Origin of the sequence: Nocardioides sp. HDW12B, from assembly GCF_011299595.1 — a bacterium.
Taxonomy (GTDB): Bacteria; Actinomycetota; Actinomycetes; order Propionibacteriales; family Nocardioidaceae; genus Marmoricola_A.
The window spans coordinates 3,042,210-3,058,753 of record NZ_CP049867.1 but is presented as its reverse complement, the minus strand read 5'-3'; the positions used below and the strand labels follow the sequence as shown (position 1 = coordinate 3,058,753).

The window sequence follows — 16,544 nt, the reverse complement described above, 5'->3', positions numbered from 1 at the left end:
CGTCACCCGACGTCGACTCGGCCGTTGATGGGGCATGACGCCGCGCGCCGAGACACCCACCGAGCCCGCTGAGACCGCCGTGCCCGCAGGGCCGCGGATCCCTCGCCGGGGGCTCCTCGCGGCCGGCGCCAGCGTGGCCGCGGCTGCCTCGCTGTCGACCGCCGCTCGTGCCACCACCACCGCGTCCGAGCGGGTGTTCCGCCACGGCGTCGCCTCCGGTGACCCGTTGCCGACCGCGGTGGTGCTGTGGACACGGGTCACCCCGCGCGCCGCGGCGACGCCCGGCTCGGGCGTGGGGCCGCGGGTCGAGGTCGTGTGGGAGGTCGCGGAGGACCGCGACTTCAGCCGCGTCGTCCGTCGTGGTCGGGTCGCCACCGGTCCGAAGCGCGACCACACCGTGAAGGTCGACGCCGACCGTCTGGCCCCGGGTCGCTGGTACTTCTACCGCTTCCGGCTCGACGGCGTCACCAGCCCGGTCGGCCGCACCCGCACCGCTCCGGCCGCGTCGGCCGCCCCCGACCGTCTGCGCCTCGGCGTCGTGTCCTGCTCGCAGCTCACCGACGGGTTCTTCGCCGCCTACCGCCACCTCGCCGACCGGGACGACCTCGACGCGGTGCTGCACCTCGGCGACTACCTCTACGAGGGCGGCAACGGCGACGACGACGTGCGCCCGCACGTGCCCGCCCGCGAGATCGTCAGCCTCGCCGACTACCGCCGGCGGCACGCGCAGTACAAGACCGACCCCGACCTGCAGCGGCTGCACGGGCGTTACCCCTTCATCGTCACCTGGGACGATCACGAGGTCACCAACGACAGCTGGCGCGCCGGCGCGGAGAACCACCAGCCCGACGAGGGCGACTACCTGAAGCGCAAGGCCCGCGCCCAGCGCGTGTACGACGAGTGGATGCCGGTGCGTCTGAGCGGCACCGCCGCGACCGGTGACGGCACCCGGCTCTTCCGACGGCTGACGTGGGGCACCCTGGCCGACCTCAACCTGCTCGACCTGCGCAGCTACCGCGACGAGATGGTGACCACCGCGGCCCCGTTCCCCCTGCCGCAGATCCAGGACGAGGCCGACGACCCCGACCGCACCATCACCGGCAACCGCCAGATGGCCTGGCTCAAGGACTCGCTGCTGCGCGACCACGCGCAGTGGAAGCTCATCGGCAACTCGGTGATGATCGCGCCGCTGTCCTTCGCCCAGCTGCCCCGCGACGCCGTGGAGGCGATCAACGCGGTGACCGGTGAGGGGCCTGCCGACGGCGTGCCGCTCAACCTCGACCAGTGGGACGGCTACACCGCCGACCGTCGCGAGCTGATCGCGCACCTCGACGACAACGGCATCACCGACACGGTCTTCCTCACGGGCGACATCCACTCGGCGTGGGCCAATGACCTGCCCCTGGACACGGGCACCTACCCGGCCACGAGGAGCGTCGCGGTCGAGATGGTCTGCACGTCGGTCACCTCGAGCAACATCGACGAGGAGACCGGGGCGCCGCCGCGGACCGCGACGCTGGCGATCGAGGCCACGCTGCAGGCCAACAACCGTCACGTGAAGTACCTCAACTTCGACGACCACGGCTACTCCGTGCTCGACGTGGACCGCGAGCGGGCCCAGATGGACTACTTCGTGCTCGCCGACAAGCGTCGGCGCGACAGCGCCGCCCACCGGACCGCCTCCTGGCTCACGCGGTCGGGGTCCCAGCAGGTCGAGAGCACCACGACGCCGCTGGCCTGACCTCGGATCCTGACCCCGGTCCCGACCTCGGATCCCTGGGCCCGGTCCCGACCCGGGTCGGTGTCCGGGGAGGCGCTCGCGGGGTGGCAGGATCGCCTCCCGTGACGATTATCGCCGCCGCGGACGGCTCCGCCCTCGGCAACCCCGGCCCGGCCGGCTGGGGCTGGTACGTCGACGACGCCTGCTGGGCGGCCGGGGGATGGGCGCACGGCACCAACAACAAGGCCGAGCTGACGGCCGTCCTCGACCTGCTGCAGCAGACGGCGCACCTCGACGACGACCTGCTCGTCTACTGCGACTCGACCTACGTCATCAACTCGGTGACCAAATGGATGGCCGGCTGGAAGCGCCGCGGGTGGAAGAAGGGCGACGGGCAGCCCGTCCTCAACGTCGAGATCATGCAGGCGCTGGACGCGGCGATGGCCGGCCGACGCGTGAAGTTCGCCTGGGTCAAGGGCCACTCCGGGCACCCGCTGAACGAGGCCGCCGACAAGCTGGCGAACGCAGCGGCGACGTCCTGGAAGGGCGGGTCCGCACCGGCGCCCGGACCGGGCTTCGAGGGCGCGGTGACCACCGCGGTCGTCGAGCAGCCCAAGCGCGTGTACGACGACGCCGACCTCTTCAGCGGGCTCTGACCCGCCGCTCCGTCATACGCCTGGACGGTTTCGGGGCCCCAGAACCGTCCAGGCGTATGACGAGGGGCCGGGTGCGGCGGGGCCCACGCACATCGACGGTGATCCTCGGCGACCTCCGTATCAGGCTGAGACCAGGACCTTGTGGCGCTGTGCGGCGGACCCGTATCTTGCCAAGCCTGTGACCTGCATCACTCGCTCGGCAGGAGGCGCGCATGACCCAGCTCGATCGTCCGCCCGGTGCACCCGACCCGGTCTCGGTGCCCTTCACCCCGGGCATGCGGGACAACCCCGACGAGCTGGCGCAGTTCGGCGACGAGATCGCCCGGGACCCCGAGGTCAAGCACGACCCGACCCCGACGGAGGAGTTCACCGAGGAGTGGCGCAACGCGTCGTACAACTGCTTCTCGAGCGGCCACAAGTTCTGCCGCGAGGTCTGCCCGGTCATGCAGGTCACGCGCAACGAGTCGTGGACCCCGACGGCCTTCCACGCCAACGTCGTCGCGATGGACAAGGGCGAGCTGAGCATCGAGGAGGTGGCCGGCGACTACGTCAACTGCACCCAATGCGGGGCGTGCGAGCTGCGCTGCCCCAACACGCTCTTCACCGGCGACTTCTACCGCTTCCGCACCCGCACGGTCGACGTGGTCAAGGCGGTCCGCGCCTTCGCCGTGGAGAGCGGCATCCACCAGCCCGCCTGGAAGACCTGGAACGCGCGCACCGACGACAAGACCCACGAGCCCGTGCTCGGGGAGATCCCGATCAAGCAGGAGAACGTCCGCGACTGGTCGGCCGGCCTGGACATCCCGATCGGCGGCGAGTCGGTTCTCTTCGTCGACTGCGAGGCGGCCTACTACCGGACCTCGGTGCCGCGCGCGGTCGCGCAGATCCTCCAGCTGGCCGGCTACGAGTTCGGCCTGATGGGCGAGCAGTGGTGCTGCGGCGGCCCCGCCGCCGAGATGGGGTACGTCGACCAGGCCCAGCGGTTCGCCCGGCACAACCTGGACAACTGGCGCTCCACCGGCACCAAGCGCATCCTCGTGCTCGACCCGCACGACTACATCTCCTTCACCGAGGACTACCCGAAGTACTTCGGCGAGGAGTTCGACCTCGAGGTCGTGCTCGTCGTGGAGCTCTTCGCCGAGCTCATCCGCGAGGGACGGCTGACCCCGTCGGTGCCGGTCGAGCGGGCGATCACCTACCACGACCCCTGTCGGCTCAACAAGCGCAAGGGCGTCTGGAAGGAGCCGCGCGAGATCCTGCGGTCGATCCCCGGCCTCGACTTCTCCGACGTCGACCGGGTGACCCAGTGGTCCTACTGCTCCGGCGGCGGCGGTGGTCTCCCGGTCGAGAAGCCGGAGCTCACCGCGGCCATCTCGGCCAGCCGGCTGGAGAAGGCGGCCGCCCTCGAGGTGGACACCCTCGTCAGCGCCTGCCCCTGGTCGGAGCGACCGCTCAGCGCGGCCGGCGAGGCGGTCGACATCGACGTCGTCGACATCCACGAGCTGCTCGCCGCGTCCCTCGGCATCGAGGTCGGCGGTACGACGAACGGCTCGGCGAACGGGTCGGCGCGATGACCGTCACCGTGGAGGCGCTCGACGAGCTCGTCACCGCGCTGCGCACCGTGCTGGCCGACGACCAGATCCTGACCTCGAAGACCGATCGCTACAACCGCGCCCGCGTGCCGGCGCCCTTCCCGGTGCACCGCTGGAGCGAGCGGCTGCCCGACCTCGCGGTGCTGCCCACCAGCACCGAGCAGGTGGCCGGCGTCGTGCGCATCGCCAACGAGCTGCGGGTCCCGGTGGTGCCGCGCGACGGCGGCACCGGCCTGACCGACGGAGCCGTCCCGCTGCGCGGCGGCATCGTCGTCGACGTCAAGCGGATGAACCAGGTCAAGGAGCTCGACCTGGAGAACCGCACCGTCACCGTCGGCACCGGCATCAGCATGCTCAAGCTCAACGAGCAGCTGGCCAAGCACGACCTGTTCTACCCCGACGACCCGGCGTCGTACCCGTGCTCCCTGGTGGGCGGCCGGATCGGCACCAGCGGCTGGTCGCTGATCGGCTCGCGCTACGGCCACAGCCGCGACCTCGTCCTCAGCTTCGACCACGTGCTGCCCACCGGCGAGGTCATGCACGTCGGTGACGGCATCGGCCACAAGATCAGCAAGTCGTCGAGCGGCTACCAGCTCAAGCACCTCTTCATGGGCCACCAGGGCACCCTCGGCATCGCCACCGAGGCCACGCTCAAGCTCTTCCCCAAGCCCGAGGCGGAGCTCTCGCCGTTCTGGGCCTTCGACAACTACGACGACGCCTACCGCTGCGTCGGCGCTCTCGCCCGCGCCGGGGTCGCCACCTTCGCCGGGGCGGTGCTCTTCGACGAGTGGAAGGTCGCCTACCTCCGCCGCGACGACGAGGCCTACATCCCGCAACCCAACGACGTACGAGCCCTCGTCTGCGCCGTCATGTACGGCTACGAGGACGAGGTCCGCCCGGCCGGCAAGCGACTGTTCCGCATCGCCAAGGATCACGGCGCCCGCTACCTCGGTGACGAGATCTCCGAGGGCGACTGGGCCGCGCGCCACGACCGCTACGCCACACCGCTGCACGGGCGCACCAAGGCCGGCCAGGTCGTGCCGATGAGCTGGCACTGCGAGGACGCCGCGGTCAACTACACCAACCTGCCGTCGGTCTCGAGGGCCTGGCACGAGATCGTCGCCGACCTGCGGCGCCGCACCGACGTCTTCGACGACTGGGGGATGTTCACCTACACCTCCGGCAGCACCGGCGTGGACTACCTGACCGAGATCGACGTCGGCATCTGGGAGCAGCAGCTCGACGACCGTGCCTGGGAGATGTGGGTGAAGGCCAAGCGCGACATCGCTGCCGTCGCGCTGGCCCACAACGGCTCGATCAGCGCGTGTCACGGCTCCTGCCGGGAGGGCGAGGTCGACCTCGTGCCGCAGGAGCTCGGTCGCGGCTTCGACGTCATGCTCGACCTCAAGCGCACCCTCGACCCGAACAACATCATGAATCCCGGGAAGTACCTGCTCGACCGCGCCTACGAGACGGGACCCCACGCATGAGCGACGCGCACGACCGCACCCCCATCGGCTACAGGTACGCCGAGCAGGTCACCCCGCCCGAGCCGCAGCGCGTCTCCGACGTGGCGATCACGACCCACGAGCACGTCTACGAGGTCGACCCGCGCCTGATGGAGCGCTGGGTGCTGCAGCAGCAGTTCCCCAACTGGGACAGCCTGCGGATCATGAACAGCCGGGGCGACCACCTGGAGTGGATGCACCGGCACTTCGCCCACACGGTGGTCACGGGCTCGGAGCTGCTGGCCGAGGTCGACGCCGAGGGCGCCGGCACGGACGGGGCCGACCGGTGAGCCGGGCCGACACGCCTCCGGCGCACGACGACGAGAGCGCCCGGCTCGAAGCGCTCGGCTACACCTCGGAGTTCCGCCGTGAGATGAGCATGTGGGCGAACTTCTCGCTCGGCTTCACCTACCTCTCGCCCGTGGTGGCGACGTACACGCTCTTCGGCATCGCGATCGTCGCCGGCGGGCCGCCGATGATCTGGTGGCTCGTGATCGTCGGCGTCGGCCAGTTCCTCGTGGCGCTGGTCTTCGGCGAGGTCGTCTCGCAGTACCCGGTCGCCGGCGGGGTCTACCCCTGGGCCCGCCGGCTGTGGGGGAGACGCTGGGCCTGGATGACGGGCTGGGTCTACATCCTCGCGCTGCTGGTCACCATCGCCAGCGTGGTCTACGGTGCCGGTCCCTACCTCGCCGCGCTGCTCGGCTTCACCGCCGGCACCGGGTCGACGATCGTGTGCGCGCTCATCATGCTCGCGGTCGCGCTGGCCCTGAACATGCTCGGCACCCGGGTGCTGGCCTTCGCCGCGGTCGTCGGCTTCACCGGCGAGCTGCTGGGGGCGTTGGCCGTCGGCGGCTGGCTGCTGCTGACCGAGCGCAACCAGGACCTCTCGATCCTCTTCGACACCCAGGGCGTGACGGGCGAGGGGGGCGGCTACCTCGCGGCGTTCTTCGCCGCCGCCATCATCGGCGTTTACCAGTACTACGGCTTCGAGGCGTGCGGCGACGTCGCCGAGGAGGTGCCCGACCCGACCCGCGAGATCCCCAAGGCGATGCGGCTGACGATCTACATCGGCGGCGCGGCCTCGACCCTGGTCTGCCTGTCGCTGCTGCTGGCGGTCAAGGACTTCGGCGCCATCATCAACGGCGAGGACCCCGACCCGGTGATGACGATCCTCAACGACGTCTTCGGCACCGTCGGCACCAAGCTCGTCCTTGTCGTCGTGATGATCTCGTTCCTGTCCTGCACGCTGAGCCTCATGGCCGCCGCCAGCCGGCTGATGTACTCCTACGCGCGCGACGACATGATCTTCGCCTCGCACCTGCTGCGCCACTTCGACCGGGTCCGCCACGTGCCGCCGTACGCGATGATCGTGGCCGCCAGCGTGCCCGCCGTCGTCGTTCTCGGCTCGGTGGTGTCGACCAAGGCGCTGACCTCGATCGTGTCCTTCGCGATCCTCGGCATCTACCTCGCCTTCCAGATGGTCGTGCTCGCCGCGCTGCGCGCCCGACTCAAGGGCTGGGTGCCGTCGGGTCCGTTCACGCTCGGGGTCTGGGGGCTGCCGGTCACGGTCGCCGCGCTCGCCTACGGCGTGCTCACGATGATCAACGTGGCCTGGCCGCGGACCCCCGACGTGCCCTGGTACGACAACTGGGTCGTGGCCCTCTCCGCCCTCGTCGGCATCGGGGTCGGCCTGGTCTACATGCTCGTCGCCAAGCCCTACCTGCGCAGCGAGGCGACGTCCGGCGACGCCATCCCCACCAAGGAGGAACGATGAAGTTCAGCTACGTGATGCTCCCCGACTACCCCCTCACGGAGTCGTTGGCGTCGATCAGGAAGGCCGACGAGCTCGGCTTCCACGCGGTGTACGCCGCCGACGAGACCTGGCACAAGGACCTGTGGCTGCTCTTCGCCGCGGCCGCGGCCGACACCAGCCAGATCCGGATGGGGCCCAGCGTCTCCGGCGTGGTGCTGCGCGAGCCGACCCTCATCGCGCAGGCGGCGGCGACGCTCGACGAGCTGACCGGCGGTCGCGCCGAGGTGGTGCTCTCCAGCGGCAACTTCGGTCTGCTGGCGCAGTACGGCATCGACTGGTCGAAGACCAAGCCCCTGTCGCGGGTGAAGGAGGGCGTCGAGGTCATCCGCACCCTGCTCGACGACGGCGTCATCACCCACGAGGGCGAGTTCTTCAACTACACCGGGCTCTTCACCTTCGCGCGCCCGGTGCAGGAGCGGCTGCCCGTGAAGATGGGCGCGATGAAGGGGCCCAAGTCGTTCCAGGTGTCCGCGGAGTTCTCCGACGGCTGCCACCACGCGCTCAGCTACACCCGCGAGGCCTACGACTACATGATCGAGCACTGCACCATCGGCGCCGAGCGTGCGGGCAAGAACGTGCAGGACCTCGACCTGGGGGCGTGGATCGTCTTCTCCGTGGCCGAGGACTCGGCGAAGGCCAAGGACGCCGCCCGCAGCATGGTCGGCCTCTACGCCTCGTCGATGCCCCACGACCAGCTGCGGCGCAACGGCGTCGAGCCCGAGGAGGTCGCGCCCATCATCGAGGCCATCGGGGCCGGCGACATGGCCAAGGGCATCGAGCTCACCACCCCCGACCTCGCCGAGCGGCTGTCGGTGGCCGGCACGCCGGAGGAGTGCGTCGAGAAGATGCAGACCCAGATCGCGGCCGCCGGGGTGAACCACATGATCCTGGCCATCACCGACGCGTCCCTGGTCAAGGCCCTCATGGGCCGCGAGATCGAGGGCGTCCCGGACGTCGACACCCAGCTCCAGCTGATCCACGACCGGGTGATGCCCGCCTTCGCCTGAGCATCTGACGGTCCACCCGCTGACCCGGGTGGACCAGTCAGCTGGGTATCACCTCCTGCCGCCAGGGGCTCCTGAGGAGTGAACTGAACTTCTCACGAGCCTTTGGAGGGGCCATGTCCGTGAACCACGACGCCCGTTGCTACTTCGTGCCGCCCTACGTGCAGTCGGAGGTGAGCAGGAACGCCGGCGGCGCTGCCGCCGACACCAGCCAGTCGGCTCTGTCCGACGCCGCCCGGGAGAGACGCGACGCCGCCGCCGCCGGCCCGGCGGCCGCACCCGCGCCGGGGGCCGCGCTCGCGCCCGCCCCCACCGGCACCGGCCGGCGCGAGGTCTACGACAGCGCGGGCACCACCGACCAGCGGGTGACGCTGGTCCGCTACGAGGGCTCGCCCGAGACCAAGGACGTCGACGTCATCAACGCCTACGACAACGCCGGGATCGTGCGGGCCTTCTTCGGCAAGGTCCTCAACCGCAACTCGATCGACGACCGCGGCCTCGACCTCGTGCTCAACGTGCATTTTGGTACGGCGTACAACAACGCGTTCTGGGACGGCGACGAGATGACCTTCGGGGATGGCGACGGCGTGATCTTCACAGGTTTCTCGCGGTCCCTCGATGTCGTGGCCCACGAGCTCGCGCACGGTGTCACCCAGTTCACCTCGGGGCTCGTCTACGAGGACGAGTCCGGCGCCCTCAACGAGCACTTCTCCGACGTGTTCGGCACCGCCATCACGCAGTGGGCGGCGAAGGAGTCGCCGGCCGAGGCCGACTGGCTGATCGGGGACGAGATCATGGGCCCCGACCTGTTCGGTGAGGCGCTGCGGTCCATGCGCCACCCGGGCACGGCGTACGACAACCCGATCCTGGGCCAGGACCCGCAGCCCGCGCACTACGCCGACCGCTACACCGGCACCGCCGACAACGGCGGGGTGCACATCAACTCCGGCATCCCCAACCGGGCCTTCTACCTCGCCGCGACCGAGATGGGAGACACCGTGCTGACCAGCCGGATCTGGTACCACGCGCTGCACTTCCTCGCCCCCCGGGCGACCTTCGCGCAGGCCGCCACCCAGGTGGCGGAGTCGGCCCGCATCCTCGTCAAGGCAGGGGCCGTGCCCAAGGGCGCGGCGCAGGTCGTCCGCGGAGCCTGGAACGCCGTCGGCGTCTGACGGCGCCCTGGTCGACCACACCCGGTGGTCGAGCAGGGGTGAGGCCCGGTGGTCGCGCGCACCCGGTGGTCGAGCAGGTTGCGCAGCAACCGTTGTCGAGACCTGGTGACTCCCGGGTGGTCGCGCGCACCCGGTGGTCGAGCAGGTTGCGTAGCAACCGTTGTCGAGACCTGGTGACCCCGGGTGGTCGGGATCCCGCCTGGCTCGCGAGGTCTCGACGACGCTCGCTGGCGCTCGCTGCTCGACCACCGGATGGGGTTGCTCGAGCGCATCCCGGTGGTCGAGCAGGTTGCGTAGCAACCGTTGTCGAGACCTGGTGACCCCGGGTGGTCGGGATCCCGCCTGGCTCGCGAGGTCTCGACGACGCTCGCTGGCGCTCGCTGCTCGACCACCGGGGTTGGCTCCCTGTCTGGCTCACCGGTCTCGACGACGCTCGCTGGCGCTCGCTGCTCGACCACCGGGGTGGGGTCCCTGCCTGGCTCACCGGGTCTCGACGACGCTCGCTGGGGCTCGCTGCTCCTTGGATCGAGCTTGTCGAGATCGACCACCGGATGGGGTGCTCGAGCGCATCCCGGTGGTCGAGCGGGTTGCGTAGCAACCGTTGTCGAGACCTGGTGACCCTGGAGGGTCAGGTCCCTGCCTGGCTCACCGGGTCTCGACGACGCTCGCTGGCGCTCGCTGCTCCTTGGATCGAGCTTGTCGAGATCGACCACCGGGGTCTGCTCGACCAGCGGGGGTCTGCTCGACCGCCGGGGGTCAGCCGGCGATGGCGCGGGACAACGAGGCGGCGGTCCGTTGGAGCAGCGGCACCGCGCGGGCGACGACGTCGTCGGTCATCCGGGGCTCGGGCCCGGAGACCGACACCGCCAGCCGCAGGGTGCTCCCGGGTGCGGGCGGCACGGCGACGGCCACGCAGCGGACCCCGACCTCCTGCTCGCCCTCGTCCATCGCGTAGCCGAGCCGTCGGACCTCGGCCAGCCCGGCGACCACGGCGTCGAGGTCGGTGACGGTCGCGGACGTGTGGCGGGCGAGCCGGATCCGCCCCAGCACCGCCGCGGCCTCGGCGTCCGAGACCTCGGCCAGCATCGCCTTGCCGACCGCGGTGCAGTGGGGCTGCACCCGGCGGCCGACCTCGGTGAACATCCGCATCGAGTGCCGCCCGGGCACCTGGGCGACGTAGGTGACCGACGAGCCCTCGAGCATGGCGAGGTTGGCGGTCTCGCCCAGCGCGTCGACCAGCCCGCTGAGCAGGTGCTCGGTGCCGGCGCCGGCCATCGAGCTGGCGGCCGCTCCCAGCGGCACGAGCCGGAACCCGAGCGCGTAGCGACGGTCCGGCGACTGACGCATGTAGCCGCGCTCCACGAGCGTGCGCAGCAGCCGGTGCGCCGTGGCCAGCGGGACGTCGGCCGCAGCGGCGATCTCGCCGATCGTGGCCGAGCCGCCACGCGCCACCACGACCTCGAGCAGGTCGAAGGCACGGTGCACCGACTGCACGCCCCCGCCCCCGCCCTCGCGGGCGCCCGGGCCGGAGCCCGTCCGTCCGGCCGGCTGCTCGTTCGGCTCTGCCGTCGTCATCGGATCCCCCCGAAGTGGTCGAAGAAGCCCTGCTCATGAGGTGTGATGGTTGACACCTCGGGTACTCGTTGCCTAGTTTCCATTATCAACGAGTGATCTTTCCACCATACGGAAAGATCGGCAAGGAGTGGCATGGCAGAGCGCGTGCAGACCGGTGGACTCGACGTCGCCGCCCCCCTTCACCGGTTCGTGGAGGAGGAAGCACTGCCCGGGACGGGCCTCGAGTCCGCGATGTTCTGGGACGGCGTCGCCGCCGTCATCAACGATCTCGCGCCCCGCAACGCCGAGCTCCTCGCCAAGCGCGAGGACATCCAGGGTCGTCTCGACACCTGGCACCGCGAGCACCCCGGCACGCCGGACGCGGGGGAGTACACCGCGTTCCTGCGCGAGATCGGCTACCTGCTCGACGAGCCGGCCGACGTCGCGGTCTCCACCTCCGGCGTCGACGACGAGGTCGCCACCATCGCCGGCCCGCAGCTCGTCGTGCCGCTGCTGAACGCGCGATTCGCCACCAACGCGGTCAACGCCCGCTGGGGCTCGCTGTACGACGCCCTCTACGGCACCGACGTCGTCCCGCACGACGGCGACCTGGCTCCCGGCGACGACGGCTACAACAAGACCCGTGGCGACGAGGTCATCCGCCGCGGGCGCGCCTTCCTCGACGAGCACTTCGCCCTCGCCTCGGGCTCGCACGCCGACGCCACGGCCTACACCGTCGACGACGACGGCCTCGCGGTGACCGTCGGCGACGACACGGTCCGGCTCGCCGACCCGGCGCAGCTCGTCGGCTTCCGCGGCGAGGCTGCGACGCCCGACGCCGTGCTGCTGGTCCACCACCGCCTGCACGTCGAGATCCAGATCGACCCGTCCGACCAGATCGGCGAGACCGACAAGGCCGGCGTCAAGGACCTGCTGCTCGAGTCCGCGGTCTCCACGATCATGGACCTCGAGGACTCGGTCGCCGCCGTCGACGGCGAGGACAAGGCCCTCGGCTACCGCAACTGGATGCACCTCATGCAGGGCACCCTCGCCGAGGAGGTCACCAAGGGCGGCAAGACCTTCACCCGCTCGATGAACCCCGACCGCGTCTACTCCACGACGACGGGCGAGGACGTCACCCTGCGGGGCCGCTCGCTGCTCTTCATCCGCCAGGTCGGTCACCTCATGACCACCGGCGCCGTGCGCGACGAGGACGGCAACGAGGTGCCCGAGGGCATCCTCGACGCGATCATGACCGGCCTCGGCAGCCTCAAGGCGCTGCGCGGCGAGGCCGAGCTGGCCAACTCCCGCGAGGGCTCGATGTACGTCGTCAAGCCCAAGATGCACGGTCCCGAGGAGGTGGCCTTCGCCGTCGAGCTGTTCGGCCGCGTCGAGGAGCTGCTCGGCCTGCCGCGGCTGACCATCAAGGTCGGGATCATGGACGAGGAGCGCCGCACCACGCTCAACCTCAAGGCCTGCATCAACGAGGCCCGCGAGCGCGTGGTGTTCATCAACACCGGCTTCCTCGACCGCACCGGCGACGAGATCCACACCTCGATGCAGGCCGGCCCGGTGGTCCGCAAGGCCGCCATGAAGGGCGAGACCTGGATCAAGGCCTACGAGGACCTCAACGTCGACATCGGCCTCGAGTGCGGCCTGCTTGGCCGCGCCCAGATCGGCAAGGGCATGTGGGCCGCGCCCGACAGCCTCGCCGACATGCTGGAGGCCAAGATCGGCCACCCGCAGTCCGGCGCCAGCTGCGCCTGGGTGCCCTCGCCGACCGCCGCCACGGTGCACGCGCTGCACTACCACCAGGTCGACGTCCGCGCCCGCCAGGAGGAGCTCGCCGCCGGAGGTCGCCGCCGCGAACGCGACGACCTGCTGCAGATCCCGCTCGGCAACCCCGACGACTGGTCGGAGCAGGACCGACAGGAGGAGATCGACAACAACCTCCAGAGCCTGCTCGGCTACGTCGTCCGCTGGGTCGACGCGGGCATCGGCTGCTCCAAGGTGCCCGACATCACCGGTGAGAACCTCATGGAGGACCGCGCCACCTGCCGGATCTCCGCCCAGCACGTCGCCAACTGGCTGCACCACGGCGTCGTGACGTCGGAGCAGGTCGAGGAGACGCTGCGCCGCATGGCGAAGGTCGTCGACGAGCAGAACGCGGGCGACTCGACGTACACCCCGATGGCGCCGGACTTCGACGGGCAGGCGTTCGCCGCGGCGCACGACCTGGTCTTCGAGGGCCTGACCCAGCCCAGCGGCTACACCGAGCCGATCCTGCACCGCCGTCGTGCGTCGAAGAAGGAGCAGTCCGCATGAGCCTCACCCTGGACACCGCCCGCAGCATCATCGCCGGCGCCCGCGCGCACGGCAGCCAGGCCGGCTTCAAGCCGCTGACCGTCGTCGTCCTCGACTCGGGCGGCCACGTCGTGGCCGTCGAGCGCGAGGACGGGGCGTCGATGAGCCGCTTCGAGATCGGCTTCGGCAAGGCGTATGGCGCGCTCTCGCTCGGCATGGGCTCGCGCTCGATCATGGGCCGCGCCGAGCAGCAGGCCTACTTCATCGCCGCCGTGACCTCCGCCGTCGGCGGGGCGCTCGTGCCGGTGCCCGGCGGGGTGCTGGTGCGCGACGAGGGCGGCGACCTGCTCGGCGCCGTCGGCGTGACCGGCGACACGAGCGACAACGACGAGGCTGCGGCCGTGGCCGGCATCGAGGGTGCCGGCCTCACCGCCCAGGCGGACTGAGGAGCCCCGATGACGACCACGCAGGAGCCGACGGGCGTGGAGGTCTCCCCGGAGATCGCCGCGGTGACCGACGCCGTGCGCGGGGTGATCCCCGCGGCCGGCATCATCACCGACCGCACCCGGCTGCGCACCTACGAGTGCGACGGGCTGGCCCACTACCGGGTCACCCCGGCCCTGGTCGTCATCCCCGAGGACGCCGCCCAGCTGGCGACCGTCATCCGGGCGTGCGCCGCGCACGGCGTGCCCTACGTCGCCCGCGGCTCGGGCACCGGGCTGTCGGGCGGCGCACTGCCGCACGCCGAGGGCGTGCTCGTGGTGACCTCGCGGATGCGGGCGATCACCGAGATCCGGCGCGCCGACCAGCGTGCGGTCGTGGAGCCCGGCGTCATCAACCTCGACGTCACCAAGGCGGCCACCCCGGAGGGCTACTACTACGCCCCCGACCCGTCGAGCCAGCAGATCTGCTCCATCGGCGGCAACGTCGCGGAGAACTCCGGCGGCGCGCACTGCCTGAAGTACGGCTTCACCACCAACCACGTCCTCGGCGCGGACTTCGTCACGGCCGAGGGGGACACGGTGCCGCTGGGCGGGCTCGCGCCCGACAGCCCCGGCTACGACCTGCTCGGCGCCGTGGTCGGCTCCGAGGGCACGCTCGGCATCGTCACCTCCACCACGGTCCGGCTGGTCCGCCTGCCCGAGGAGGTGCGCACGATCCTCGTCGGATTCGAGACCACCGACCAGGCGGGCGCGGCCACCTCGGCGATCATCGCCGCGGGCATCGTCCCGGCCGCCATCGAGATGATGGACGCGCTGGCCATCGAGGCCGCCGAGGCCGCGGTGCAGTGCAACTACCCCGACGGCGCCGGCGCGGTCCTCGTCATCGAGCTCGACGGCGCGTCCGTCGAGGTCGAGCAGGAGTACGTCGAGGTCGAGCGCCTCTGCCGGGAGAACGGCTCCTTCGAGCAGCGGCTCGCCGTCGACCCGGCCGAGCGGGCGCTGATCTGGCGCGGACGCAAGTCGGCCTTCGCCGCCGTCGGACGCATCAGCCCGGACTACATCGTCCAGGACGGCGTCATCCCGCGCACCGCGCTGCCGGAGGTGCTGCACCGCATCGCCGAGCTGTCGGAGGAGTCCGGGGTCCGGGTGGCCAACGTCTTCCACGCCGGCGACGGCAACCTCCACCCGTTGGTGCTCTTCGACGACGCCAAGGAGGGGGCCGCCGAGGCCGCCGAGAAGGTCAGCGGCGCGATCCTCGACCTGTGCATCGAGCACCGCGGGTCCATCACGGGCGAGCACGGGGTCGGCATGGACAAGTCGAAGTACATGCCGCGCATGTACAACGACGAGGACCTCGACACCATGCAGCTGGTTCGCTGCGCCTTCGACCCCCAGTCGATCTCCAACCCCGGCAAGGTCTTCCCGACCCCCCGGCTGTGCGGCGAGGTCCCCGGCAAGCGCAAGGAGGCCCACCCGCTGGTGCAGGCCGGGCTGGCGGACGCGTTCTGATGACGACCGAGACCCTCACCCCGACCGCCCGCGAGGCCGTGGCCTCGGCCTGCGCCGACGTGCGCGACGGCTCGGAGACGGACGCCGTCGACGGCGTCACGCCCGGCCTCGTCGCCCGTCCCGCCGACACCGCCCAGGTCGCCGAGGTCATGAAGGCCACCGCGGCGCACGGCCTGAGCGTCGTCCCGCGCGGTCGCGGCACCAAGCTGTCGTGGGGCACGCCCCCGAGCAGCGCCGACGTGCTGCTCGACCTCAGCGGCCTCGACGAGGTGCTCGACCACGCCGCCGGCGACCTGATCACCGTCGCTCGGACCGGCACGCTCGTCGCCGACCTGCAGCAGACGGTGGCCGAGGGCGGCCAGCGCCTCGCCCTCGACGAGACCGTGCCCGGCTCCAGCATCGGCGGCACCCTGGCGGCCGACACCAGCGGCCCGCGACGCGTCGCGGTCGGCACCGCCCGCGACCTGCTCATCGGCCTGACGATCGTGCGTGCCGACGGCGTGGTCGCCAAGTCCGGCGGCCGCGTGGTCAAGAACGTCGCCGGCTACGACCTCGGCAAGCTGCTCATCGGCTCCTTCGGCACCCTCGGCGTCATGACCGAGGCCGTCTTCCGGCTGCACCCGCTGCCGGAGACGCGCCGCTGGGTCACCGCCCGCGTCGCCGACGCCACCGGCGTCCACGACGCCGTGCAGGCGGTGGTGCACTCCCAAGCCGTCCCGGCCGCGGTGGAGGTGGAGTGGCCCACCTTCGGCGAGGGACTCGTCCACGTGCTCTTGGAGGGGCGCGAGGACGGGGTGGCCGGGCGCTCGACCACCATCGAGGCGGTGCTCGCCCGGGGTGCCCTCGACGTGTCGTCCCGCGAGGAGCCTCCCGCGGGCGGTGCGACGTACCCCTGGGACACGGACGCCCGCGGCGACGAGCGCGCGACGGCGTTCAAGCTGACCTTCGCGCTGTCCGGGCTCGGTGACGTGCTCACCGCCGCGCGCGAGTCCGGGCTCCACGTCCGCGGCTCCGGCGGCGTCGGGGTGGCCTACGCCGCCCTCCCGGCAGGCGCGGGCGTCGAGGCGGCGCAGGCCGCGCTCACGCGGGTCCGCGAGACCTGCGGCCGGCACGGCGGGGCCGCCGTCGTCGTCGACGCACCGGCCGAGGTGAAGGCCGGTCTCGACGCGTGGGGGCCGATCCCCGCGCTCGACCTGATGCGCCGCGTCAAGGACCAGTTCGACCCCGACCACCGGCTCGCGCCGGGCCGCTTCGTGGGAGGCATCTGAC

The 16,544-nt window shown here is 71.3% G+C and carries 13 protein-coding genes; 12 read left to right on the top strand and 1 reads right to left on the bottom strand.

The window, feature by feature from the left end:
* Positions 1-34 precede the first annotated feature (34 nt).
* The 8 genes from G7072_RS14205 to G7072_RS14170 all read left to right on the top strand — a co-directional run bounded on the left by G7072_RS14205 (position 35) and on the right by G7072_RS14170 (position 9,465).
* Positions 35-1,741 (top strand): alkaline phosphatase D family protein, encoded by a 1,707-nt coding sequence (locus G7072_RS14205; protein WP_166087446.1) that lies wholly within the window; start codon positions 35-37, stop codon positions 1,739-1,741.
* 101 nt (positions 1,742-1,842) lie between these two features.
* A complete protein-coding gene (locus G7072_RS14200; protein ID WP_166087442.1) occupies positions 1,843-2,376 on the top strand; it encodes an RNase H family protein in 534 nt (177 codons plus the stop codon).
* Between the two features lie 212 nt (positions 2,377-2,588).
* Positions 2,589-3,950, top strand: a complete 1,362-nt coding sequence (locus G7072_RS14195) for a (Fe-S)-binding protein (protein ID WP_206063135.1) — start codon at positions 2,589-2,591, stop codon at positions 3,948-3,950.
* Positions 3,947-5,458, top strand: a complete 1,512-nt coding sequence (locus G7072_RS14190) for an FAD-binding oxidoreductase (RefSeq protein WP_166087440.1) — start codon at positions 3,947-3,949, stop codon at positions 5,456-5,458. Before G7072_RS14195 ends, G7072_RS14190 begins: the two co-directional genes overlap by 4 nt.
* Positions 5,455-5,766, top strand: coding sequence for a hypothetical protein (locus tag G7072_RS14185; protein ID WP_166087438.1), 312 nt, complete (start codon positions 5,455-5,457; stop codon positions 5,764-5,766). The genes G7072_RS14190 and G7072_RS14185 overlap by 4 nt, the downstream gene beginning before the upstream one ends.
* Positions 5,763-7,250: an amino acid permease gene (locus G7072_RS14180; protein WP_240916959.1), complete on the top strand. Its 1,488-nt coding sequence runs from the start codon at positions 5,763-5,765 to the stop codon at positions 7,248-7,250. Before G7072_RS14185 ends, G7072_RS14180 begins: the two co-directional genes overlap by 4 nt.
* The gene (locus G7072_RS14175) at positions 7,247-8,296 is read left to right on the top strand and encodes an LLM class flavin-dependent oxidoreductase (RefSeq protein WP_166087437.1); all 1,050 of its coding nucleotides are present in this window, start codon (positions 7,247-7,249) and stop codon (positions 8,294-8,296) included. The genes G7072_RS14180 and G7072_RS14175 overlap by 4 nt, the downstream gene beginning before the upstream one ends.
* Positions 8,297-8,409: 113 nt before the next feature.
* Positions 8,410-9,465 carry a M4 family metallopeptidase gene (locus G7072_RS14170; protein WP_166087434.1) on the top strand — a complete coding sequence of 352 codons (1,056 nt, stop codon included), beginning with the start codon at positions 8,410-8,412 and terminating at the stop codon, positions 9,463-9,465.
* A gap of 756 nt (positions 9,466-10,221) precedes the next feature.
* Here the strand turns inward: G7072_RS14170 and G7072_RS14165 are convergent.
* Positions 10,222-11,040: an IclR family transcriptional regulator gene (locus G7072_RS14165; RefSeq protein ID WP_166087432.1), complete on the bottom strand. Its 819-nt coding sequence runs from the start codon at positions 11,038-11,040 to the stop codon at positions 10,222-10,224.
* Positions 11,041-11,172: 132 nt separating this feature from the next.
* Here G7072_RS14165 and G7072_RS14160 point away from each other — a divergent pair, with 132 nt between their 5' ends.
* Genes G7072_RS14160 through G7072_RS14145 form a run of 4 tightly spaced genes read left to right on the top strand, consistent with a single transcriptional unit; the run spans position 11,173 to position 16,543 of the window.
* Positions 11,173-13,344 carry a malate synthase G gene (locus G7072_RS14160; RefSeq protein ID WP_166087430.1) on the top strand — a complete coding sequence of 724 codons (2,172 nt, stop codon included), beginning with the start codon at positions 11,173-11,175 and terminating at the stop codon, positions 13,342-13,344.
* The gene (locus G7072_RS14155) at positions 13,341-13,769 is read left to right on the top strand and encodes a heme-binding protein (RefSeq protein ID WP_166087428.1); all 429 of its coding nucleotides are present in this window, start codon (positions 13,341-13,343) and stop codon (positions 13,767-13,769) included. The genes G7072_RS14160 and G7072_RS14155 overlap by 4 nt, the downstream gene beginning before the upstream one ends.
* A gap of 9 nt (positions 13,770-13,778) precedes the next feature.
* On the top strand, positions 13,779-15,275 hold the full coding sequence (locus G7072_RS14150) for an FAD-linked oxidase C-terminal domain-containing protein (RefSeq protein WP_166087426.1): 1,497 nt from the start codon (positions 13,779-13,781) through the stop codon (positions 15,273-15,275).
* Positions 15,275-16,543, top strand: a complete 1,269-nt coding sequence (locus tag G7072_RS14145; protein ID WP_166087423.1) for an FAD-binding oxidoreductase — start codon at positions 15,275-15,277, stop codon at positions 16,541-16,543. The genes G7072_RS14150 and G7072_RS14145 overlap by 1 nt, the downstream gene beginning before the upstream one ends.
* Position 16,544 lies beyond the last annotated feature (1 nt).

Excerpts from the sequence above, each read along its gene's own strand:
- G7072_RS14160 (WP_166087430.1), top strand. The coding sequence starts at position 11,173 with ATGGCAGAGCGCGTGCAGACCGGTGGACTCGACGTCGCCGCCCCCCTT.
- G7072_RS14205 (WP_166087446.1), top strand. The coding sequence starts at position 35 with ATGACGCCGCGCGCCGAGACACCCACCGAGCCCGCTGAGACCGCCGTG.
- G7072_RS14145 (WP_166087423.1), top strand. The coding sequence starts at position 15,275 with ATGACGACCGAGACCCTCACCCCGACCGCCCGCGAGGCCGTGGCCTCG.
- G7072_RS14170 (WP_166087434.1), top strand. The coding sequence starts at position 8,410 with ATGTCCGTGAACCACGACGCCCGTTGCTACTTCGTGCCGCCCTACGTG.
- G7072_RS14190 (WP_166087440.1), top strand. The coding sequence starts at position 3,947 with ATGACCGTCACCGTGGAGGCGCTCGACGAGCTCGTCACCGCGCTGCGC.
- G7072_RS14155 (WP_166087428.1), top strand. The coding sequence starts at position 13,341 with ATGAGCCTCACCCTGGACACCGCCCGCAGCATCATCGCCGGCGCCCGC.
- G7072_RS14175 (WP_166087437.1), top strand. The coding sequence starts at position 7,247 with ATGAAGTTCAGCTACGTGATGCTCCCCGACTACCCCCTCACGGAGTCG.
- G7072_RS14195 (WP_206063135.1), top strand. The coding sequence starts at position 2,589 with ATGACCCAGCTCGATCGTCCGCCCGGTGCACCCGACCCGGTCTCGGTG.
- G7072_RS14185 (WP_166087438.1), top strand. The coding sequence starts at position 5,455 with ATGAGCGACGCGCACGACCGCACCCCCATCGGCTACAGGTACGCCGAG.
- G7072_RS14165 (WP_166087432.1), bottom strand. The coding sequence starts at position 11,040 with ATGACGACGGCAGAGCCGAACGAGCAGCCGGCCGGACGGACGGGCTCC.
- G7072_RS14150 (WP_166087426.1), top strand. The coding sequence starts at position 13,779 with ATGACGACCACGCAGGAGCCGACGGGCGTGGAGGTCTCCCCGGAGATC.